General features: G+C 67.3%; 14 protein-coding genes. 6 read left to right on the forward strand and 8 right to left on the reverse strand.

Annotated features, from left to right (window positions below):
• Positions 1–30: 30 nt before the first annotated feature.
• Genes ABRP34_RS21160 through ABRP34_RS21170 form a run of 3 tightly spaced genes read right to left on the reverse strand, consistent with a single transcriptional unit; the run spans position 31 to position 3999 of the window.
• Positions 31–690, reverse strand: a complete 660-nt coding sequence (locus tag ABRP34_RS21160; RefSeq protein WP_043418731.1) for a Maf family protein — start codon at positions 688–690, stop codon at positions 31–33.
• A gap of 32 nt (positions 691–722) precedes the next feature.
• Positions 723–3278, reverse strand: coding sequence for an MMPL family transporter (locus tag ABRP34_RS21165; protein WP_353711673.1), 2556 nt, complete (start codon positions 3276–3278; stop codon positions 723–725).
• 1 nt (position 3279) lies between these two features.
• Positions 3280–3999, reverse strand: a complete 720-nt coding sequence (locus ABRP34_RS21170) for a TetR/AcrR family transcriptional regulator (RefSeq protein WP_353713433.1) — start codon at positions 3997–3999, stop codon at positions 3280–3282.
• A 254-nt stretch (positions 4000–4253) separates the two neighbouring features.
• Here ABRP34_RS21170 and ABRP34_RS21175 point away from each other — a divergent pair, with 254 nt between their 5' ends.
• The gene (locus ABRP34_RS21175; RefSeq protein ID WP_353711674.1) at positions 4254–4835 is read left to right on the forward strand and encodes a hypothetical protein; all 582 of its coding nucleotides are present in this window, start codon (positions 4254–4256) and stop codon (positions 4833–4835) included.
• Between the two features lie 70 nt (positions 4836–4905).
• Here ABRP34_RS21175 and ABRP34_RS21180 read toward each other — a convergent pair whose 3' ends face one another.
• The 5 genes from ABRP34_RS21180 to ABRP34_RS21200 form a co-directional block, all read right to left on the reverse strand.
• A complete protein-coding gene (locus tag ABRP34_RS21180; RefSeq protein WP_353711675.1) occupies positions 4906–5610 on the reverse strand; it encodes an alpha/beta hydrolase in 705 nt (234 codons plus the stop codon).
• 139 nt (positions 5611–5749) lie between these two features.
• Positions 5750–7156, reverse strand: a complete 1407-nt coding sequence (locus ABRP34_RS21185; RefSeq protein WP_353711676.1) for a dicarboxylate/amino acid:cation symporter — start codon at positions 7154–7156, stop codon at positions 5750–5752.
• 236 nt (positions 7157–7392) lie between these two features.
• Entirely contained in the window at positions 7393–9093 is a 1701-nt protein-coding gene (locus ABRP34_RS21190) for a DUF885 domain-containing protein (RefSeq protein ID WP_353711677.1), read from the reverse strand.
• A gap of 53 nt (positions 9094–9146) precedes the next feature.
• Positions 9147–9374, reverse strand: a complete 228-nt coding sequence (locus tag ABRP34_RS21195) for an acyl-CoA carboxylase subunit epsilon (RefSeq protein WP_003801970.1) — start codon at positions 9372–9374, stop codon at positions 9147–9149.
• Positions 9371–10954 (reverse strand): acyl-CoA carboxylase subunit beta, encoded by a 1584-nt coding sequence (locus ABRP34_RS21200; RefSeq protein ID WP_353711678.1) that lies wholly within the window; start codon positions 10952–10954, stop codon positions 9371–9373. Before ABRP34_RS21200 ends, ABRP34_RS21195 begins: the two co-directional genes overlap by 4 nt.
• A gap of 231 nt (positions 10955–11185) precedes the next feature.
• Between ABRP34_RS21200 and ABRP34_RS21205 the strand changes: the two genes are divergently transcribed.
• The 5 genes from ABRP34_RS21205 (at position 11186) to ABRP34_RS21225 (ending at position 21304) form a co-directional block, all read left to right on the forward strand.
• Positions 11186–12055, forward strand: a complete 870-nt coding sequence (locus tag ABRP34_RS21205) for an NAD(P)-dependent oxidoreductase (protein WP_353711679.1) — start codon at positions 11186–11188, stop codon at positions 12053–12055.
• A 130-nt stretch (positions 12056–12185) separates the two neighbouring features.
• Positions 12186–13229 carry a biotin--[acetyl-CoA-carboxylase] ligase gene (locus tag ABRP34_RS21210; protein WP_353711680.1) on the forward strand — a complete coding sequence of 348 codons (1044 nt, stop codon included), beginning with the start codon at positions 12186–12188 and terminating at the stop codon, positions 13227–13229.
• Complete coding sequence (locus ABRP34_RS21215; RefSeq protein ID WP_353711681.1) at positions 13222–13821, forward strand: PH domain-containing protein; 600 nt, start codon at positions 13222–13224, stop codon at positions 13819–13821. Before ABRP34_RS21210 ends, ABRP34_RS21215 begins: the two co-directional genes overlap by 8 nt.
• On the forward strand, positions 13811–14986 hold the full coding sequence (locus tag ABRP34_RS21220; protein ID WP_353711682.1) for an adenylate/guanylate cyclase domain-containing protein: 1176 nt from the start codon (positions 13811–13813) through the stop codon (positions 14984–14986). The genes ABRP34_RS21215 and ABRP34_RS21220 overlap by 11 nt, the downstream gene beginning before the upstream one ends.
• Before the next feature lie 228 nt (positions 14987–15214).
• A complete protein-coding gene (locus ABRP34_RS21225; RefSeq protein WP_353711683.1) occupies positions 15215–21304 on the forward strand; it encodes an Ig-like domain-containing protein in 6090 nt (2029 codons plus the stop codon).
• Positions 21305–21309: the final 5 nt, after the last annotated feature.

Genomic DNA, 21309 nt, shown 5'->3' on the forward strand with positions numbered 1-21309 from the left:
CGTGTAAGAGGCCCGGCCTTTGTAGGGAAGCTACAACTCCCCGGGAATTGCCGAGCCGGGCAGGTCCTGCCAGAACTCGGTGATGCTCACATTCGCCTGGGCCAGCAGGGAGCGCAGGGTGGATACCGACAACCCGATGACGGCGTGCGGGTCGCCGTCGACTTTCCGGATGAAAGCGCCGCCCAGGCCGTCGATGGTGAAAGAGCCGGCGCAGTGGAGCGGCTCGCCGGTGGCGATGTACGCGTCGATCTCCGCGAGCTGCATCTCCATGAAATGCACCTCCGCGGAGGCGACGCTGCCCAGCGTGGCGCCGGAACCACCGTCGTCGTCCGTGTCGCGGCAGTCCACCAGCCAGTGGCCGGTGTGCAGCACCCCGCTGCTGCCGCTCATCCGCAGCATCCGCTGCCGGGCCACGTCCACTGTGTACGGCTTGCCGTGCGACTCGCCGTCGAACTCAAAAACCGAATCGCAGCCGAGCACCAGGGCCCCTTCGGCCTCCGGCAGCGATGCGACGGCCTCGGCCTTGGCGCGGGCCAGGAGCAGGGCGGTGTCATGCGGATCGGTAACCCCGTAGCGTTCCTGCACGGCGTCCTCGTCGACGTCGGACACGAGGACCTCGTGTTCGATGCCGGCCTCAGCCAGGAGCTTGGTGCGGGCGGGGGACTGGGAGGCAAGAATGAGGCGGGTCACGGATCCAGCGTAATTCATCCTCGCGGCACTGCTCAGCGCGCGGCGACCTCCGCTGGCTCGGCGTCCGGCTCGCCGTCGGACGCGGCTCCGGTGGCGCCCTCGTGCCTGCGGAGTTTTGCCCCTTCCACGTCCACATCCGGCAGGATGCGGTCCAGCCAGCGCGGCAGCCACCACGCCTTCTCGCCGAGGAGGTACATGACCGCCGGAACGATCGTCATGCGCACCACGAAGGCGTCAACCAGCACGCCGAACGCCATCGCAAAGCCGAGCGGCCGGACCATGTTCAGGTGCGAGAAGATGAAGCCCGCGAAGACGCTGACCATGATGATCGCGGCGGCGGTCACCACCGCGGAGGCGTGGCTGAAGCCGGACCGCACGGCGTGCTTGGCGGACTCGCCGTGCATGAACGACTCACGCATGCCCGAGGCGATGAACACCTGGTAGTCCATGGCCAGCCCGAACAGCACGCCGATCAGGATAATCGGCAGGAAGCTCAGCACGGCGCCGGGGTTGTCGACGCCGAACACCGACCCCAGCCAGCCCCACTGGTAGACCGCCACCACGGCGCCGAAGGCGGCCGCAAGCGAAAGCAGGAAGCCGCCGGTCGCCAGCAGCGGCACTACGATCGAGCGGAACACCAGCAGCAGCAGGACCAGGGAGAGCCCCACCACGATGGCCAGGTACGAGGGCAGGGCGTCGCCCAGCTTCGTCGAAACGTCAATGTTGCCTGCCGTCTGGCCGGTCAGGCCGATGCTGACTCCGGTGGAGTCCTCGATTTCGGCGCGTTCGGCGCGGATGTCGGAGACCACGTTGACGGTACTGGCGCTTGCCGGTCCTTCCTTCGGGATGACCTGGAACACTGCCGTCCCGCGGTCCTCGCTCAGTGCCACCGGGATGGCGGCGGTGACGTTCTCGGTCCTGCGCAGGATGTCCGCGACGTCCAGCTGCTTGGCCTGCGCCTCGGCTTCACCCAGGCCGTCAGGGAGATCACCCACCACGATGATCGGTCCGGTCATGCCTTCGCCGAAGCTGCGCTTGGTGGCGTCATAGGCCTTGAAGGCCTGGGAATCGGCAGGTTCGGAGCCGCCGTCGGGCAGTGCAAGCCGCAGCTGGGCAGCGGGCAGGGCCACTATGCCCAGTGCCAGAACCCCGGCGAGCAGGGCCAGAACCGGGTGCCTGGTGACGAGTCCGCCCCAGCCATGGCTGCTGCGGTGCTCGTCCCTGGCACGGTCCTCAGCCTCACGGTTGGGGTCGGCATTGTGCCGCTCGGCTTTGGCCCAGGCCCGCTTGGAGATCAGCTTCCTGCCCACGAGGGAGAGGATCGCCGGCGTCAGCGTCAGGGCCACCAAGACGGCAACCGCGACAGTCCCGGCCGCGGACACGCCCATGACTCCCAGGAAGGGAAGCCCCGGTACGACCAGCGCGGCGAGGGCGATGATGACCGTCAGGCCGGCAAAGAGCACGGCATTGCCCGAGGTTCCGGTGGCACGAGCCACGGACTCTTCCGCGTCCACACCTGCCAGCAGCTGCCCGCGGTGGCGGTTGACGATGAACAACGAGTAGTCAATGCCGACGGCGAGGCCCAGCATGAGGGCGAGCATCGGGGAAATGGAACTCATGTCAACAACGCTGCTCAATGCCATGGTGGCGCCAACGCCCACCGCCACGCCGATCACAGCCATCAGCAGCGGCAGCCCGGCGGCGACAAGTGTGCCGAGCATGATGATCAGGACCAGTGCCGCGACGGCGATACCGATGATCTCGGCCACCCCGAAGATTTCAGAGACGTCCTCGCTGATTTCCTTGCTGGGCAGCGCGGTAACCCCGGCTGAGGAGACTTTCCCCACGATGTCCTGAACTTCCTGGCGCACCTCGGGGTCCAGCCCGTTGATGGAGGTCTTGAACTGGACCTGCGCAAGGGCCGCCTTGCCGTCTTCCGAGACGAAACGCATTCCCTGTGAAGCTTCGAACTGACGCTTGGCGAGTGCCAGCCTGGCGTTGCCGGCCTCCGCTTCCCTCGTGCCGGCGTCGAGCTTTTCCTGGCCGGCCGCCAGGGCGGCCTTCTGCTGGCCCAGCTGGGCTTCGATGGCCGACGCCGGCAGCCCGGCAGCGGTCATCTGTGCCTCGGCCGCGGCCAGCTGTTCCTTGCCGGCGGCCAGCTCGGCGGCGGCCCTTTCCAGTTCGGCCTTGCCCGCGGCCGCCTTGGCCTCGCCTGCGGCCAGATCTTTTGCCGCCTGGTCCAGCTGGGCCTGCGTGGCGAACGGGTCGACGGTGCCGCGGACATCCGGGAGGGTCTCAAGCTTGGCCAGCGCGGCGGATACCGCCTCCTTGCCGGCCTGGCTGAACTGGGCGTCGTTTGCCTGGAAGACAACCCCGGCCGAGCCTCCGGAGGACGCCGGCAGTTCCTTCTGGAGCTTGTCGGCCATGTGCTGGGTTTCCGTGCCCGGAATCTGGAAGTTGTTGGACAGCGTGCCGTGCAACGCTGCCGCTGCGCCGCCGGCTGCCAGCAGGATTGCCAGCCAGAGCGAAACGACGAGCCACCGGTGACGGTAGGAAAACTTGCCGAGGCGGTACAGGAGAAGTGCCATGTCAGGACCGTTCTGCGTTGCGGGTGGAGGGTTTGGCGGACGACTCATTCGACGGCGGAACCGGTGCCGGCCCGGCGAAACCGGATCCGAGGAGCCCCATCGAATCGATGAGCAGCTGGCGGAGGATCGCCAGAGAACCGGGGGAGAGATCGGGGCCGCAGCGGCGGAACCACACGTCCATGGCAGCCTTGCCGCAGGAGACGACCGAACCTGCGAGGGCCCGGACGTAGAGCTCTTCCTGCTCAGCACCGGAGTTCTGTTCAGTGCCGGTGTCCTGCTCAGTGCCGGGACCCTGTTTGGTCCGCGGAGAACGCTCGCGGGCCGCGGCAACGATCTGCTCGGTGCAGTGGTCCCATGCCTCAAGTTCGGAGCGCGCCATGAGCGGATTGCCTTGGGTCAGGCCGAACAGCTCAGCCAGCGGAGCCACGGTCATGGGATCGGCCAGGCCAACGAGGGCGGCGCGGGCAGACTCGAGGATGGGTTCGTCCGCGGGACGCTGGCGGAACAGTTCGAGGGCGCTGTCCAGGAAACCATTGGTCACCGACGCGATGGCGGCCTCGGTGCTGCTGAAGTAATTGAAGAAGGTCCGGCGTGAGATGCCCGCCGCTTCGGCAATGTCCTCGACCGTGAAGTTGCCGGGGCCGTGCTGCCGGAGAAGAGCCAGCGTGGAGTCGGTAATCGACTGCCGGGTGGAAGCCTTGTTCAGCTCACGCCGGGACATCGGTTCACCGGCGTCGGCCGGGACCGAATCCGACGACGACGACGACGAGGAAGTGGAAGTGGACACGCAGTTACACTACGTGCAAGTTTGCACTCTGCGCAAACTATGCCGCGAATGCCTCACAGCTTTCGCGGCAGGATTCACAGCCTCTTCACAGCCGGACTAAAGCCGTTCTTGAGGAGGAGGGTGCATCCTGAGTCATAGCCGGCACGGCGGCAATGATGCCTCAAGGCCGGCGGATCGAGGAGCGGACCATGGAGCGATCAAAGAAAGTGGCTCTGGGGCTGGGCGCGACCGCCCTGGCACTTGGCACCGGATTCACTGTCACCGGAATGGCGGCCGCAACAACCGCCACTCCAACGCCTTCCCCCACCTCAAGCAGTCCATCCAGCGGTCCCGCTGACGGGCTGCGCTTCGACGGCGGCCGGCACGGACATGGACACGGACATGGACATGGACATGGGCGCGGCCACGGGGTCGGCAAAACGGACGCCGCGGCGCTCGCGGCCAAGTTGGGTGTGGACCAGGCCAAGGTGGAGGACGCCCTGCGGGCATTCCGCCAGGCCAACCATCAAGCCGGTCCCCGCACCGACGGCACCAAACCGGACAGGGCAGCCAAGGAAGCTGCGCTGGCAGCATCGCTGGCCAAATCCCTGGGCATCGATGAAGCCAAGGTCAAAGCCGCGCTCGAGGAACTCCGCACCCAGGCGCAGGCGGGCCGGGCGGCTGCCCTGAAGGGCAGGCTCGATCAGGCTGTGAAGGACGGCACTCTCACCCAGGCCGAAGCCGACGCTGTGACGAAAGCCGTGGAAAAGGGCGTGATCGGCGGCCACTAGGCCTGCACTGGGTCTTGGTGGCGGGGCCCGGGGGCTAGTGTGGCCCGGGGACGCCCGTGGGGCTGCGCTGTCAGCCGGTCCGGTCGACGGCGGCGAGGATTGCCGCTCCGAGTTCCGCGGGCTTGGTGAACTGGGGCCAGTGACCGGTGGGAAGATCCACGAGTTCCACGTCGCGGATGCGGGCGAGTTCTTCGACGTAGGGGTGCCCGGCGTCCATCCACTCTGTCAGCAGTGAGGACGGGAACTCGCAGGCGATCACCGTGGCAGGGACGTCGTAGCGGCGCACATCGTGAAGGTGCTGCTTGTCGCAGGCCACCGCCTTTGGCTGCGGAATGGCCCGTGCCCGGAATGCTTCCCGCAGCCCGTCGTCGAGATCGGTGAGGTCGGCGTCGTCGAACACGTCCCAGGAGGGCAGGGGGATCCCGTCACCGTCAGCCGGCAGTTCATCATTGATGACCCCGCCTTCTCCAAGCGGTCCGCTGTCCACGTAGACCGCCCGGACTACCCGGTCCGGGCGCTCGTCCACAGCGCCGTGGATGATCGCTCCGCCGCCGGAATGGCCGACGAGGACCAACGGGCCCTCAATGCCGTCAATGGCTTCCACCACCGCGTTGATGTGGTCGCGGAGCCCGATGCCCGTCCGCTTCGCGTCCCTCGCCTCGAGCCCCGGGAGGGTCAGCGCGTGGATCTGGTGACCGGCCTCCACAAGCGGGGGAGTGACGCCGGACCAGGATGAGCCATCGAGCCAGAAGCCGGGAACCAGAATGATGTCCATGCCGGTACCCTACCCTTGCTGCCTCCCGTCCGGGACCTGTTCGGCCGTCCGGACTTAACGCGGGCGGACTTAAATGGGTGTGCCCCGGGGAAGTCCCCAGGGCACACCCCTACAACGGTGATCAGACATTCATCGGTGGTCAGGCCTTCGACTCAGCCAGCTCACGGTCGACGGCGGCGGGTGCCTCTTCCTCGCGGAAGGCCTCTCCGGTGCGGGGCGCGTTGTAGAGCGTTTCGTCGAGGATGCCCTGGCGTTTGGCCACAATCGTGGGTACGAGCGCCTGGCCGGCGACGTTGACCGCCGTGCGGCCCATGTCCAGGATGGGGTCGATGGCCAGCAGGAGTCCGACGCCGGCCAGTGGCAGTCCCAGTGTGGAGAGGGTCAGCGTCAGCATGACGACGGCGCCGGTGGTTCCCGCCGTCGCAGCGGACCCGAGGACGGAGACCAGGGCGATGAGCAAGTACTGGCTGAAGTCAAGCTGGATCCCGAAGAACTGGGCTACGAAGATTGCCGCCACTGCGGGGTAGATTGCCGCGCAGCCGTCCATCTTGGTGGTGGCGCCCAGCGGAACGGCGAAGGAGGCGTAGCCCCGGGGGACGCCGAGGTTGCGCTCGGTCACGCGCTGGGTCAGCGGCAGCGTGCCGATGGAGGAGCGGGAAACGAAGGCCAGCTGGATGGCTGGCCACGCGCCGGAGAAGTACTGCTTGACCGACAGGCCGTGCGAGCGGACCAGGGCCGGGTAGACGCCCAACAGCACCAGGGCGAGTCCGATGTAGATGGCAACCGTGAACTTGCCCAGCGAGCCGATGGTGTCCCAGCCGTACACGGCAACTGCGTTGCCGATCAGGCCCACGGTGCCCAGGGGAGCGATGCGGATGATCCACCACAGCACCTTCTGGATAACAGCCAGCGCAGAGGCGTTGAGGGCCAGGAACGGCTCAGCCTGCTTGCCCACCTTGAGGGCGGCAACGCCGACGGCGATGGCAATCACCAGGATCTGCAGGACGTTGAAGCTGACGGAGGTGGTTACGGCGCCGGAGTCGGTGACGGTGGAGCTGGCGCCAAGGCCCAGGAAGTTCTTGGGGAACAGGCCGATGAGGAACGCCCACCAGTCGCCCTGCTTGCCGTCGTACTCCGCGTCGCCCGAGATGCCGGTGTTTGCCCCCGGCTGCAGGAGCACGCCCAGGCCGGTTCCGATCAGCACGGCGACCAGCGACGTGATGGCAAACCACAACAGCGTGTTCCAGGCCAGCCGCGCCGCGTTGGAGACCTCACGCAGGTTGGAGATGGAGCTGACCACGGCGGTGAAGATGAGCGGCACGACGGCGGTCTGCAGCAGCGACACGTAGCTGGAGCCGATGGTCTGCAGCGTGGCGCCCAGCCCGTTGGGGTTCGCCTTGGTGCTGCCGGTGTACTTAGCCAGCAGGCCAAGCCCCAGCCCGACGATCAAAGCCGCAATGATCTGGAAGCCGAAGGAACCTGCCCACCGGGGCAGCTGGAGGCCGGGTCGCCCGGCCGTGGATGAAGTGGATTGATTGCTCACCACAACAAGCTAGGCTGCACAAAATACAGCTTCCAGCCACCATTGAGAAATATTACGCGGATGGATGGGCCTCACATGGCCCCTGTACCCGGAAAATCGGCGCCAGGCCGGTGTTATATGACGTTATTCCCGCGGCGCGTGTGGCAAACATCTCGCCCCGGGCCCGGAGTTTTGTACAGATATCGCGGGTCGGGAGGCCGGCCCCTAAGTCGGGATATCTGTACAAAAACTCGGATCAATCAGCGGCGGGCGGGCTGGTCGATCATGGCGCGCTTCAGGGTGTCGAGGCCCACGGAGCCGATGTTGAGTGCCTTGGTGTGGAAGGCCTTGAGGTCGAAATCCGGCCGGGCTTCGAGTGCCGCGCGGATCTGTTCCCACAGCCGCTGCCCCACCTTGTAGGACGGTGCCTGGCCGGGCCAGCCAAGATAGCGTGCGAACTCGAACTGGAGGTTGCCCTCGCTGATGTCCAGGTTGGCCTTGAGGAAATCGAAGCCCTTCTCCGGTGTCCAGGTGCCTGTTCCCCAGCGCGCGGGCACGTCAAGTTCCAGGTGCACGCCGATGTCGAACACCACCCGGGCAGCCCGCATCCGCTGCATGTCCAGCATGCCCATGTGGTCGCCCGGATCCTTGAGGTAGCCGAGTTCCTCCATGAGCTTCTCGGCGTACAGGGCCCAGCCCTCGCCGTGTCCCGACGTCCAGCAGACGTTCCGACGCCAGCTGTTGAGCAGCTCGCGCCGGTACACGGCCGTGGCCACCTGCAGGTGGTGGCCGGGCACGCCCTCATGGAATACGGTGGTGGTTTCGGCCCAGGTGGTGAACGTGTCTTCACCTGGCGGCACGGACCACCACATCCGGCCGGGCCGGCTGAAGTCGTCCGTCGGCCCGGTGTAGTAGATGCCGCCCTCGTCGGTGGGCGCGATCCGGCATTCAAGCGTCTTCATGACGTCGGGTATCTCGAAGTGGACGCCCGCGAGGTCGGATATGGCGCGGTCGGAGAGCTCCTGCATCCAGGCCGTCAGGGCATCCGTTCCCTTGATCCGGCGGGCGGGATCGCTGTTGAGGATCTCCTTGGCCTCCGCGATGGAGGCGCCCGGCTTGATTTGCCCGGCTACCTGTTCCTGGGCAGCAATGATGCGTTCGAGTTCCTCGACGCCCCACGCGTAGGTTTCTTCGAGGTCGACGGCGGCGCCAAGGAACACCCGCGACGCGAGGGCGTAGCGCTCCCGGCCCACGGCGTCCTTCTCCGGCGCGACCGGCAGTAGCTCCTCCTGCAGGAAGGCGGCCAGCCCGGCATACGCCGCCCGGGCGGCGGCTGCACCGGCGTCGAGCTTTTCCTGCAGTTCCGCCGGCAGCGGTCCGTCAGCTGTTTTGGCGTCGGCCGCGAGCTTGGCGAAGAAGCCGTCCTCCGCGGCGTATTTGGTGGTCTGTTCGATCACGATCGACACCTGGCGCCGGGCCGAGACTTTGCCGTTGTCCTTGGCCGTGCGCAGGGACTCGATGTAGCCGCTGATGGCCGCCGGGACGCTGTGCGTGCGGCCCGCGATGTTCGCCCAGTGCTCCTCGGTGTCCGTGGGCATGAGGTCGAAGATCGACCGGATGTTCTGCGCCGGGGAGTCGATGTTGTTCAGTTCGGCGAGATTCCAGCCCGAGTCGTGGATCTCCAGCTGGAGGCCGAGGCGTTCGCGCAGGGCATCGAGGGTGACGGCGTCGACGTCGTCAACGGGTTCCAGCCCCTCGAGGGCCTGCAGGGTCTTTCGTTCTGCGGCGGCGAACCTGCCGAGTCCGGCAGGGGAAAAGTCCTGGAACTCGGTGTCATGCCCGGGGATGCCGAGCGTGGTGGCCAGGCTCGGGTCCAGGGCAACGAGTGTGTCGGTGTGGGCGTCGGCGACGGCGTCGATGGCGGTCCGGGGGCGCGCTGGGGCGGCAGATTCAGTAGTCACCCCACGAGACTAACTGCGGGGTTCCGGTTATGAAAGACTTGCTGAACTTTTCCTCAGCCCCGGCTGCGCTTCCAGGCCCCCGGACCCGGCGTCGGCGCCAGCCGCAGCTGCTGGCGCCGCACCCAGTGCCGTGTGCTCGGCTTCTCCGGGCCGGCCGCGGCGGCGGGACCCAGGGAAAGCACGACGGCGGTAAGCGCCGCCAGCTCCTCGGGCGTCGGTTCGCCCTTGGTAACGGAGAACAGGGTTTCGACTGGCTCAACCAGCGGATCTGTCGCGCTCACAGCGGGATGTTCCCGTGCTTCTTCGTGGGCAGGCTCGCGCGCTTGTCGCGCAGCGCCCGCAGCCCCTTGATGATCTGCAGCCGGGTGTCCGAGGGCGCGATGACGGCGTCAACGTAGCCCAGCTCCGCGGCCTGGTACGGGTTGAGCAGCTCTTCCTCGTACTGCCGGATCACGTCGGCGCGCTTGGCCTCCACGTCGCCCCCGGCCTCGGCGACGGCGGCGAGGTCGCGCCGGTACAGGATGTTGACGGCGCCCTGTGCGCCCATCACGCCGATCTGGGCGGTGGGCCACGCGAGGTTCAGGTCAGCCCCGAGCTTCTTGGAGCCCATCACGATGTAGGCTCCGCCGTAGGCCTTCCGGGTGATCACGGTCAGCTTGGGCACGGTGGCTTCGGCATAGGCGTAGAGGAGCTTGGCTCCGCGGCGGATGATGCCCTGGAACTCCTGGTCCTTGCCCGGCAGGAAGCCGGGAACGTCGACGAGCGTGATGATCGGAATGTTGAAGGCGTCGCAGTGGCGGACGAAGCGGGCCGCCTTTTCGGAGGCCGAGATGTCCAGGGTGCCGGCGAACTGCAGCGGCTGGTTGGCCACGATCCCCACCGTGTGGCCTTCGACGCGGCCATAGCCGATGATCACGTTCGGTGCGTACAGCGACTGCATCTCCAGGAAATGGGCGTCATCGACGATCTGCTCGATGACCTTGCGCATGTCGTAGGGCTGGTTTGCTGAGTCCGGGACCAGCGTGTCGAGGGCGAGGTCGTCGTCGTCGAGCTCCGGCTCCTGCTGGTGCTCCAGCACCGGCGCCTCGGAAAGGTTGTTGGAGGGCAGGAAGTCCAGCAGTTCCCGGACGAACTCAATCGCATCGGCTTCGTCGGAGGCCAGGTAGGTGGACGTGCCGGTGGTCGCGTTGTGCTGCCGGGCGCCGCCGAGGGTCTCCATGTCCACGTCCTCGCCGGTGACGGTCTTGATGACGTCGGGGCCGGTGATGAACATGTGCGACGTCTTGTCCACCATGACCACATAGTCGGTCAGCGCGGGGGAGTAGGCTGCGCCGCCGGCGCACGGGCCCATGATGAGCGAGATCTGCGGGACGACGCCGGACGCGTGCACGTTGTTGCGGAAGATATCCGCGAACATCGCCAGCGAGGCAACACCCTCCTGGATCCGGGCCCCGCCGCCGTCGTTGATGCCCACCACCGGGCAGCCGTTGCGCAGCGCGAATTCCTGGACCTTGACGATCTTTTCGCCGTTGACCTGGCTCAGCGAGCCGCCGTAGACGCTGAAGTCCTGGCTGTAGAGGGCCACGAGCCGGCCGTCCACGGTTCCGTAACCCGACACGACGCCGTCACCGAGCGGCTTCTTCTTCTCCATGCCGAAGGCGGTGGAGCGGTGGACCGCCAGGGCGTCGAACTCCACGAAGGATCCTTCGTCCACGAGCAGGTCGATGCGCTCGCGGGCGGTGTTCTTGCCGCGGGCATGCTGCTTCTCGATGGCTTCAGGGCCGGACGGCTGCTCAGCACGGGCCTGGCGGTCGCGGAAATCGGCAATCTTTCCCGCCGTCGTGGTCAGATCGTGGCTCATGAAGTGTCTCCGGCTCTGTAGCTGTTGTGCTGTGGCTGTTCTGCTGCGGCAGCGTGGCGCGGGGCCCTGGTTGCCGGTTTAAGTAGCATCCGTACAAATCCAAAGCCCTGATGGCTAGTCTAGTGACGCTAATTCCCGGGACCGCTGTAGGGTTCCTACAATTTTCGTTCGTGGCGCCGACGGAACCGCCGATGTTACTCGCGGGTAACAAATTGCGGCTAGAGTGTCCCTATGACTTCGAGCAGCGACGCTTACCCTGTTCCGGCTACGCCTTACCAGACCACCGGCAGCCTTCGGGGCCGGACCATCCTGATGTCCGGGGGCAGCCGCGGCATCGGCCTGGCGATCGCCCGGCGGGCAGCGCGCGACGGCGCCAATGTGGTGCTGCTCGCCAAAACCGGCGAGCAGCACGCAAAGCTCGAGGGTACCGTCTACAGCGCCGCCGGGGAGCTGGAGGCCGCCGGCGGCAGTGCCCTGCCTCTGGTGGGGGATGTCAGGAACGACGACGACGTGGCGCGCGCCGTGGACGCCGCCGTCCGCCGCTTTGGGGGAATCGACGTCGTCATCAACAACGCCTCCGCGATCGACCTCTCACCGACGGACGCGGTGGACATGAAGCGCTACGACCTCATGCAGGACATCAACGTCCGCGGCAGCTTCCTGCTCTCCAAGCTGGCGCTGCCCGCACTGCGCAAATCATCCGGCGGCCACATCCTCACGCTCTCGCCGCCCCTGAACCTCGACCCGAAGTGGGCGGGCCGGCACCTGGCGTACACCATGGCCAAGTACGGCATGAGCCTGACCACGCTGGGCCTGGCGGAGGAGCTCAGGAGCGACGGCATCTGCGTCAATTCGCTGTGGCCGAGGACGCTCATCGACACGGCCGCCATCCGGAGCATGGCCGGCGGCGAGTCCATGGTCCGGGCTGCCCGCAGTCCAGAGATCATGGCCGACGCGGCCCATGCGGTGCTCACGGGGCCCTTCAGCACGGGCCACTTCTACACGGACGAGCAGGTCCTGGCTGCCGCCGGCGTGACGGATTTCCGGCCCTACAGCCTGGGAGCTGCCGAGGAAGACCTCGTCCAGGACATCTTCCTGTGAGCGGCACCGTCTGTGGGCCGGCATCTTTCGGCGGGCCGGTTTCTTCCGGTTAGCTGGCACGTTCCTGTGAGCCGGCCTCCGCCGGGGGCTTTCCCGGCCGCGCGGCCCGGCGAGTCGCTAGGATTCAACTATGGATGCCGCACGCCCTGACGATAGCCGTGGACCGCAGGAGAACCTCACCGGTGCGAAGGGCCTGCCCGAGCGGCCGGCCCTGGACCGGGAAGCCCTGTCTGATGCCAACTTCCTCGCCGCCACCGGCATCGCCCAGCTGACGGTCGTGGAGACAACCGGGTCCACCAATGCCGACCTGCTGCGGGCCGTAACCGTGGATCCCAGGGCCTGGCCCGACCTGGCAGTCCTGACGGCGGAGCATCAGACTGCCGCCCGCGGCCGCCTGGACCGCGCCTGGGAAGCGCCCGCCCGCAGCTCCGTGCTGGTCTCGCTGGTGCTGCGGCCCGTTAATGCTGACGGCCGCCCCCTGCCCACCCAGACCTACTCATGGCTGTCCCTCCTGGCCGCCGTCGCGCTGCGCGACGCCCTGAATGAGACAGCGGGAATTCCGGCTGACCTGAAGTGGCCGAACGATGTCCTGGTTCGCGGCGGGAAAATTGCCGGCATCCTCGCCCAGCTCGGTCCCCTGGGCGACGGCTCGGTGCCGCCCGTCATCCTTGGCACGGGCCTGAATGTCACCCTCACCGAGGACGAGTTGCCGGTGCCCACCGCCACCTCCGTCCAGCTTCAAGGTGCCGGAACTGTGGACCGCACCGCGCTGCTGAAGAGCTACCTGTCCCGTTTTTGCACGCTGTACCGCAGCTTCTGCAATGCCGACGGCGACGCCACGGCCGGCCTGGCCGGCGGCCCGTCGCTGCACAAGCGCGTCGAAACGGCCATGGTCACCCTGGGCCAGCAGGTCCGCGCCCAGCTGCCGGGCGACCACGAAATCATCGGCCACGCTTCCCGGCTTGATGACTCGGGCTCCTTGCTGGTGGTGGACGCCTCTGCCCATGAGCACGTGGTGACTGCGGGAGACGTGGTCCACCTGCGGCCGTGGTCGCCGGAGAGGTCTGCCAAGCACGGCGCCGACAAGCACGGCGCCGACAAGGACAGCGCCGATGGGCGCACCTCCACGCATGGCTCTGACAAGCAGGGGTCCGGCGAAAGCGGTTATGCGTAAGGAACTCCTTCCGGGCGAGCAGGTCATCGTGGTGACCCGCCCGCAGCCCAGGGTGCTGTTCCTCCCGGCGGCGGTTTTCATTGTGGTGCCCGCCCTTGCGGCATTTGCGAGCGCGTGGATTATCCGCGGCGGCCTGTCCGCGCTGGCCCCGGCCATCACCGCGGAATGGACGTTTTGGGCGGTGGCCGGCTGCGTGCTTATTGGCCTGTGGATCCTCCTGGGATACTGCCTGCCCCGGCTGCTGCGGTGGCAGGCCACACGGTATTACCTGACCAGCCAGCGGGTCCTGGCACGCCACGGCATGCTCCGCCGCCGGGACCGGCAGGTTTTCCTGGCCTCAGTGCGTAATGTCACAATCAGCCAGTCGATGCTCCAGCGGATGTTGCGTTCGGGGAATATATCCTTGGATGCCGGGCACCATTTCGGCGCAGTGCTGAAGGACGTGCCGGAAGTTGCCACCTTCCACAGGTTCTTGCTGGATGCCCTTGATGAGCTTCCGGACGACGAACCATTTGGATTGGGTCAGGCGCCGGATGAGCCCGGTGCCCGGTTTCCGCGGGATGTGAGAGAAGGTGGAAGAGATGAACGATGAGGATCAGCGCGGCGGCCAGGAGGCAGGCACGCATGAGGCCGGCACCGACTGGGCCGGCGCGCACGGCACCGGTCACCGGGAGGTGGCTGACGCCGTCGTCGAAAATCCGCCCACCGGTACCCTGTCCGCGGAGCGAATCGCGGCAAAAGCCCTCGAAGCAAGGCTTCTGGGCGGGGAACGCAAGCTGCGCCGGCGCGAGGTGGCGGGCGGTGTTGGCCTGTCGCTGCTCTCGGCTCGCAAGCTGTGGCGTGCACTGGGTTTCCCCAACTTCGGTGACGACGACGTCGCCTTCACCGAACGCGACCAGGCCGCCCTGTCCACGGCCGTGGGCATGGTCAGGGCCGGAATGCTCACCGAGGAAGCCGCCATCTCGGTGACCCGTGCCATCGGGCAGATGACGGACCGCATGGTGGTGTGGCAGATCGAGGCGCTGGTTGAGGACATGGTCCACGAGCAGGGGCTCACGGACGCCCAGGCCCGCAAGCGGCTGGTCCATGAACTGCCGGCCCTGGTGGATCCCCTCGAGGAGATGCTCGTCTACTCCTGGCGGCGCCAGCTCAATGCCGGCGTGCAGCGGCTGGCCGTCCGGGCGGAAGCCGGCCTGCAGGCCAGCGAGGAAGGCCGCGAGGGTGACGAGGACGACGCGCCGCTTCCGCTGGCGCGTGCCGTGGGCTTCGCCGACCTGGTGTCCTACACGAGCCTGTCCCGCCGGATGAACGAAAAGACCCTCGCCAAACTGGTGCAGCGGTTCGAGAACAAGTGCGCGGAAATCATTTCCGTGGGCGGCGGCCGGCTGGTGAAAACCGTGGGCGACGAAGTCCTCTACATCGCCGAGACGCCGGCAGCGGGCGCCGAGATCTCCCTTGCCCTGGCCGAAGCGTTCACCCGGGACGAGATCCTGCCCGAGGCACGGGTTGCCATGGTCTGGGGCCGCATCCTCTCCCGTCTGGGCGACATTTACGGGCCCACCGTCAACCTTGCCGCCCGCCTCACCACGCTCGCCGATCCGGGCACCGTGCTGGTCGACTCGATGACGGCTGCCGCGCTGGACCAGGACGAGCGGTTCGTGCTCATTCCCCAGGACGTGGAAAACGTCCGGGGATTCGGGGAGATCCAGCCGGTCACCCTGGCCCGGGGACGCGGCAAGGGCCTGGTCCTGGACTAGGGTAGTCCTCCCCATCGCCCGGGCCGGGCTGCGCAGGTAGGCTGGCCGGGTAACGGACGGCCACAGGGCTGTTCTTGGACAAGCCGCCAGCGCCCATGTAATAGTCGAGACTCAAAATTGTTCCGACGTCTCTATGGGGGAGTGGCGGAATGTCACCGGCCCGTGATGAACATCAGGGGCCAGTAAGCCGCGCTCAGGCGGCCGTGATTTCAGGGGAATAGTAACGCTGTGTCAACTTTGTTCGGCAAGCTGGGGCTGAGGAAACGCCGCAACAGGATCGTCACCGGAACCGTCTTTTCCGCTGCCGCCGCAGCGCTGGTGGCCGGTGCCGTGATCCACCCGGGGTTCAAGACAACCGAGGTTGACCTTAACGACGGCGGCGTCTGGGTGGTCAGCAAGGCCCGCAACGCCGTCGGCCGGCTCAACTACCCCTCGCGGGTCCTTGACGGTGCCGTGACCCCGGCCAGCACCACGTTCGATGTCCTGCAGAATGCGGGCAAGGTGTTCGTCGACGACGAATCGGGTTCCACCCTGAACCAGGTGTCCGCCGCCAACATGAGGCTGGGCGGTGACAAGAAGCTTCCCGGCTCGGCACAGGTGAGCGTCGGCGCCGACGTCATCTCGGTCACCGACCCTTCCTCCGGCAAGACGTGGGCCATGTCCCCGTCAACCGTCAACGCTTTCGACGAGGAGTCCAGCGAGCCCGCCGTGGCCGGTTCCCAGGGCCTGGTGTCCGCCGTCGGCCCGGATGACCGGGTCTATTCGGCGGATCCGAAGACGGGGCAGGTGACTGTGACCACTGTGGACGCCGCGGGGGCAGCCGCCGATACAGAGCACAGCACGTGGGACGGGCTGAAGGGCGCCGGGGACCTCCAGCTCGCCGTCGTGGGGGACCAGCCTGTGGTCCTGGACGCAGCCGCAGGAAAACTGTTCCTGCCCGGCGGGCGCGAAGTGCCGCTGGCCGACGCGAGGGAGGCAAAGCTCCAGCAGTCAGGGCCGGCGTCAGACTCCGTGGCCGTGGCCACCGGCAAGGCGCTCCTCAAACAGCCGCTGAACGGCTCCGCCGCGAAGACCGTGACGTTCGGCGGCCAGGGCGTGCCGGCAGCGCCGGTGCAGCTGGGCGGCTGCGTCCACGCCGCATGGTCCGGGGCGAACAAGTATGTCCGGGACTGCGCCAATGCGTCCGACAACAAGAACGTGGCAGTGCCCAAAGCCAGCGCGTCGCCCAGCTACGTGTTCCGCGTTAACCGGGATGTCGTGGTTTTGAACGACGTGAACTCGGGAAACGTGTGGCTGGTCAACCAGAACATGCAGCTGGTCAACAACTGGGACGACGTTGTCCCGCCCAAGAACCAGGCTGACGACCCGGATGAGGAGTCGGCCGACGACAACACCGTCAACGTTCTGCCGGACCGCACCAAACCGAACCGTCCCCCCGAAACGAAACCCGACGTCGTCGGCGTCCGGCCGGGACGGACCACTGTCCTGAGCGTTCTCGACAACGACTCCGACCCCGACGGCGACGTACTGACCGCATCACTCGGTGCCGAAGGCCCGCACGCCGGGAGCATCGAGAGCATCTACGGCGGGTCCGCCTTCCAGATCACGGTGCCGGCCGATGCGACGCCGGGGACCGAGACCTTCGACTACACCGCGGCGGACGGCCGCGGCCTGTCCGCCGGCGGCAAAGTAAGCCTGAGCGTCGTCGGGCCGGACGAGAACAGGCCCCCGGCCTTCAAGCGCGGCGACCCCACCACACTCCTGGTGGAGCAGGGCAAGACCGTCAGCCAGAACATCCTCACCGACTGGGCCGATCCCGACGGCGACGACCTCGTCCTGATGTCAGCCACCGCCGACAACGAACAGGACCAGGTCAAGGTCCGCCGCGACGGTCTGCTTACCTTCCAGGATTCCGGCGCCTCGGCCGGGAAGAAAAGCGTCACCGTAACCGTCTGGGACGGCCGTGCCACCACCACGGGAAAGGTGGTGGTCAACGTCCAGCCGCCGGGAGCACTCGCTCCCGTGGTCAACGCCGACCACGTCACGGCAGTGGTAGGCCAGGACCTGGTCATCGCGCCGTTGAAGAACGACGTCGATCCCAACGGCGGCGCCTTGCGCCTCGCCCAGGTGGAAGCCAGCGGAGCTGCGGAACTGGGCCCGGTCACCGACGGCGGCACCTTCACCTTCCGCAGCCGGACCCCGGGCCCGATCTACCTGACTTACCTGGCCAGCAACGGACCGCGAAGCAGCCAGGGCCTCATCCGTGTGGATGTGGAATCCGGCAAGGACTCCGGAAACCCCGTCGCGGTCCATGACGTGGCACTCCTGCCGGTGGGCGGCAGCGTGCTGCTGGACCCGCTGGCCAACGACTCGGACCCGTCCGGGGGCGTCCTGGTCCTGCAGTCGGTCGCGGTGCCGGAGAACGCCACGGCGTCGGTGAGCGTGATCGACCACAGCGTCCTGCGGATCACCGACATCGCCGGCACCAAGGACCCGTTCCTGTTCCGCTACACGATGTCCAACGGCAAGTCTTCCGCCACCGGAAGCGTCTCGGTGGTGCCTGTTCCCGCCCCTGCTGTGGTGGAGGCCCCGCAGCCCAAGCCCGATGAGGTCAACGTCCGCGTCAACGACGTCGTGACCATCCCGGTCCTGGACAATGACACCCACCCGCAGGGCGAAAAGCTGACTGTTGACCCGGTCCTGCCGCAGGCCGTCCCGGCGGAGGACGGGAAGAGCTTCGTCTCGGAGAACACCCTCCGCTTCATCGCCGGGAGCCAGCCCAAGACCGTGCGCGCCATCTACAACGCGGTGGATCCGCAGGGCCAGAAGAGCGCCGCCGCCGTCACCATCCACATCCTGCCGCTGGAAGGCGCCGAAAACTCCCGCCCGCAACCCAAGAACCTGACGGCCCGGGTGGTGGCCGCGGGCACGGTGCGCATTCCGGTGCCGCTGGACGGCATTGACCCCGACGGCGACTCCGTCCAGCTGACCGGCATCGACAGCACGCCCGGTATGGGCACCGCAACGGCCGGCAGCAACTTCATCGACTTCGTGGCGGCCGGAAACGGCGCCGGAACCGATACGTTCCGCTACAAGGTCGTGGACCGGCAGGGAGCCGTGAACACCGGCACCGTCACCGTGGGCATCGCGCCCCGCAGCGACACCAACCAGAAGCCCACACCGGTGGACGACCAGGTCAAGGTCCGGCCCGGGCGGCAGATCGCCGTCGACGCTGCCGGCAACGACACCGATCCGGACGGGGACCTGATCCGGATCCTCACCGACGGCATCGAAGCCGATGCCGCGCTCAAGGCCACGGTCAGCAAGCAAAGCGGCCGTATCCTGCTGCAGGCACCGGCCGCCGAAGGTACCGTCAACGTCCGCTACACCGTGGCCGACGAACGCGGAGCCTCCGCGCAGGCAGCCATCAGGATGGTGGTGGACAGCAACGTCCCGCTGCAGGCACCGATCGCCCGGGATGACCGGGTGACGTCCGCGCAGACGCTCGGTAAGACCGCCGTCGACGTCCCCGTCCTCAAGAACGACGAGGACCCTGACGGCGTGGGTGAGAACCTCAAGATCAGCAGCGCGGCCGAGACGGCGCGCCCGGGGCCGGACGGCAACATGATCGTCGGGCTGACCGAGCAGCCACAACTGGTGCCCTACACGGTTGAGGACGTCGACGGCCAGAAGTCGACGGCGATCATCTGGGTGCCGGGCCTGGGCCAGCAGGTTCCCACCCTTGCCAAGGACGAGGTCCTCGAAGTCGTCGCGGGCCAGTCCGTGACCGCAGACCTCGCCGAATGGGTCAAGGTGCGGGACGGCCGTTCGCCCCGCCTGACCCAGACCGACCGGATCAAACTCATCGGTGCGGACGGGAGCAACCCGGTGGCCGGCAACGGCACCGCCGTCAAATACACCGCGGACAGGGACTACGTGGGCCCGGGGTCCATCACCTTCGAAGTGACGGACGGCTCCGGCCCGGACGACCCCGCCGGACTCAAGTCCACCCTGAGCATCCGCACCAAGGTGCTGCCGGACCCCAACCGCAACAACCCGCCGGTGCTGCTCGGCGGCTCGGTGGATGTTCCGCTGGGTGACTCCGCCGCCGCTGACCTGGCCAAACTGACCACCGACCCCGATGGCGACGACGCCGTGAACATGAAGTACGAGATCGCCGGCGCGGTTCCCCAGGGCTTCAACGTGGCCATTGACGGCGCGTCCCTCAAAGTTTCGGCGAAGGACGGCACAAGGACAGGAGACGGGGGTGCCGTGCAGGTGACGGCGAAGGACCCGCGCGGCCTTGAATCCACCGCCACGTTCCGGCTCGCCGTCACGGCAACCAACCGGGCCAAGCCCGTCGCCAACGACGACGTCGAGGAAAACGCCGCGGCGGGCAAGCCGGTGACAGTCAAGGTGCTGGCGAACGATGCCAACCCCTTCCCCGATACCCCGCTGAAAATCATCGGCGTCGCCACCGAAACGGGCCAGGGCACGGCAGCCATCAGCGGCGACTCGGTGACGGTCACGCCGTCCGCCGGGTTCTCCGGCACCCTGATTGTGTCCTACACCGTGGGGGACAAGACCGAGGACTCGTCCCGGTACGCGACCGCCCGGATCCGGCTCACGGTCAAGGACAAGCCGCTCGCCCCCACCACGCCCCAGGCGCAGAGCGTTGGTGACCGGACTGCGCTGCTGAACTGGACGGCGCCGGCCGACCGGGGATCGCCGATCACCAAGTACACGGTGTACGGCGAAGGCGGCTACAAACAGGACTGCCCGGCCAACTCGTGCACCCTGGACAACCTCGTGAACAACACGAAATACCACTTCCAGGTGACCGCGACGAACGAATTCGGCGAGTCCGACCGTTCACCGGCTTCGGCTGAGGTCCGGCCCGACGTAAAGCCGGAGATGCCGCTGGCTCCGTCGCTGAAGTTCGGCGACAAGCAGCTCTCCATCGCCTGGAAGGCGCCGGCCAGCAAGGGGTCGCCGGTCAAGTCCTACGACCTTGAAATCTCGCCGGCACCCAGTGGCCAGAGTCCGCAGATCCAGAACCTGACATCCACCAGTTACGTCTGGAAGGGTCTCACCAACGGCGTGGCCTACAAGGTGCGTGTCCTCGCCAGGAATGATGCCAAGGACCCGTCGGAATGGAGCACCTACTCCGCGGCCGAGGTGCCGGCCGGCGTGCCTGTGACGCCGGCGGCCCCCACCGCGGCGGGGGCCGGTTCCGTGGGTCCACAGTCCCAGCTGAACGTCAGCTGGACGGCCCCAAACAACAATGGCGACGCCGTCTCCGCGTACACGCTGACCACCCTGCGGGGCGGGTCCGTGGTCAAGAGCCAGAAGGTGGCTTCCGGAACGTCGCTGAACGTCACGGTGGACAACTCCGAAGCTGACTACGCGTTCACGGTTTCCGCCACGAACAAGGCCGGTACGTCCGGGACCAGTGCACAGTCGGCACCGGTCCGCGCCGCCGGCAAGCCGGGGACGGTGGACGGCGGCACTGTGCGGGCGAACGGTAAGGACGGCCAGCTGGACGTTACGTTCACGCCGCTCACGGAAGCGCAGCGGAACGGTTCCCAGGCGTCAGAGATCAGTTACCGCTGGTCCACGGCGTACGGATCCGGCCCGATCAGCACTGGCGGGGGGACTATCACCGGCCAGCCGAATGGCCGGGACGTGACGGTTAACATCATCGCCGCCTCCACTAAGAACAACGTGTCCGGCGACGGCAAGGCCATAGGCTCAGGCAACCCGTACGCGCCGCCGAACGCGCCGGACGTCACCGGCCAAAGGTCCGCCAAGGGCGATGGTGACGTGCACTGGACCTGGAACAACCCGGCGAGCAACGGGCGCGCCATCAAGCGGTTCGAGGTGAGCTTCGATGGCGGCGGCTGGATCAGCGTCGGACTCAGCAACCGCTACGACCGCCCGGCGGGAGGCTGGGACAGCACCCACTCGCTGCGCGTCAGGGCGTTCACTGTGGTCTACGGACAGGCCGGCAGTGACAGTGCTACCAGCGGAGCGGATCCGACGCCCCCGCTCACCGAGGTCAGGGTCAAGCGGTCGGACAACAACAGCTGCCCCGGCAAGCCCGGTGTCCCCGACCGGTACGACGCCGCCACCCGCAGCTGCGGCGGCAGCGACGCCAACTGGGTGTCATATTCGGACGGCTGGATCGCCACCCCCTGCTGGTCCGATATCTACAACAACGGAAGCCGCTGGTACCTGATGAACGGTGGGCCGCACTCCGGCTGGTACGTCAAGGGCATCACCGTGGACCTCCGTGGCCCTGGCGTGGGCCAGTGCTGACCGTG

It is taken from the genome of Arthrobacter sp. K5 (assembly GCF_040448525.1).
GTDB lineage: Bacteria > Actinomycetota > Actinomycetes > Actinomycetales > Micrococcaceae > Arthrobacter > Arthrobacter globiformis.

What these genes read in the sequence shown, in the direction of transcription:
- ABRP34_RS21165 (WP_353711673.1), bottom strand. Translation starts at nt 3,278, where the DNA reads ATGGCACTTCTCCTGTACCGCCTCGGCAAGTTTTCCTACCGTCACCGG.
- ABRP34_RS21170 (WP_353713433.1), bottom strand. Translation starts at nt 3,999, where the DNA reads ATGTCCCGGCGTGAGCTGAACAAGGCTTCCACCCGGCAGTCGATTACC.
- ABRP34_RS21175 (WP_353711674.1), top strand. Translation starts at nt 4,254, where the DNA reads ATGGAGCGATCAAAGAAAGTGGCTCTGGGGCTGGGCGCGACCGCCCTG.
- ABRP34_RS21180 (WP_353711675.1), bottom strand. Translation starts at nt 5,610, where the DNA reads ATGGACATCATTCTGGTTCCCGGCTTCTGGCTCGATGGCTCATCCTGG.
- ABRP34_RS21200 (WP_353711678.1), bottom strand. Translation starts at nt 10,954, where the DNA reads ATGAGCCACGATCTGACCACGACGGCGGGAAAGATTGCCGATTTCCGC.
- ABRP34_RS21205 (WP_353711679.1), top strand. Translation starts at nt 11,186, where the DNA reads ATGACTTCGAGCAGCGACGCTTACCCTGTTCCGGCTACGCCTTACCAG.
- ABRP34_RS21210 (WP_353711680.1), top strand. Translation starts at nt 12,186, where the DNA reads ATGGATGCCGCACGCCCTGACGATAGCCGTGGACCGCAGGAGAACCTC.
- ABRP34_RS21215 (WP_353711681.1), top strand. Translation starts at nt 13,222, where the DNA reads ATGCGTAAGGAACTCCTTCCGGGCGAGCAGGTCATCGTGGTGACCCGC.
- ABRP34_RS21220 (WP_353711682.1), top strand. Translation starts at nt 13,811, where the DNA reads ATGAACGATGAGGATCAGCGCGGCGGCCAGGAGGCAGGCACGCATGAG.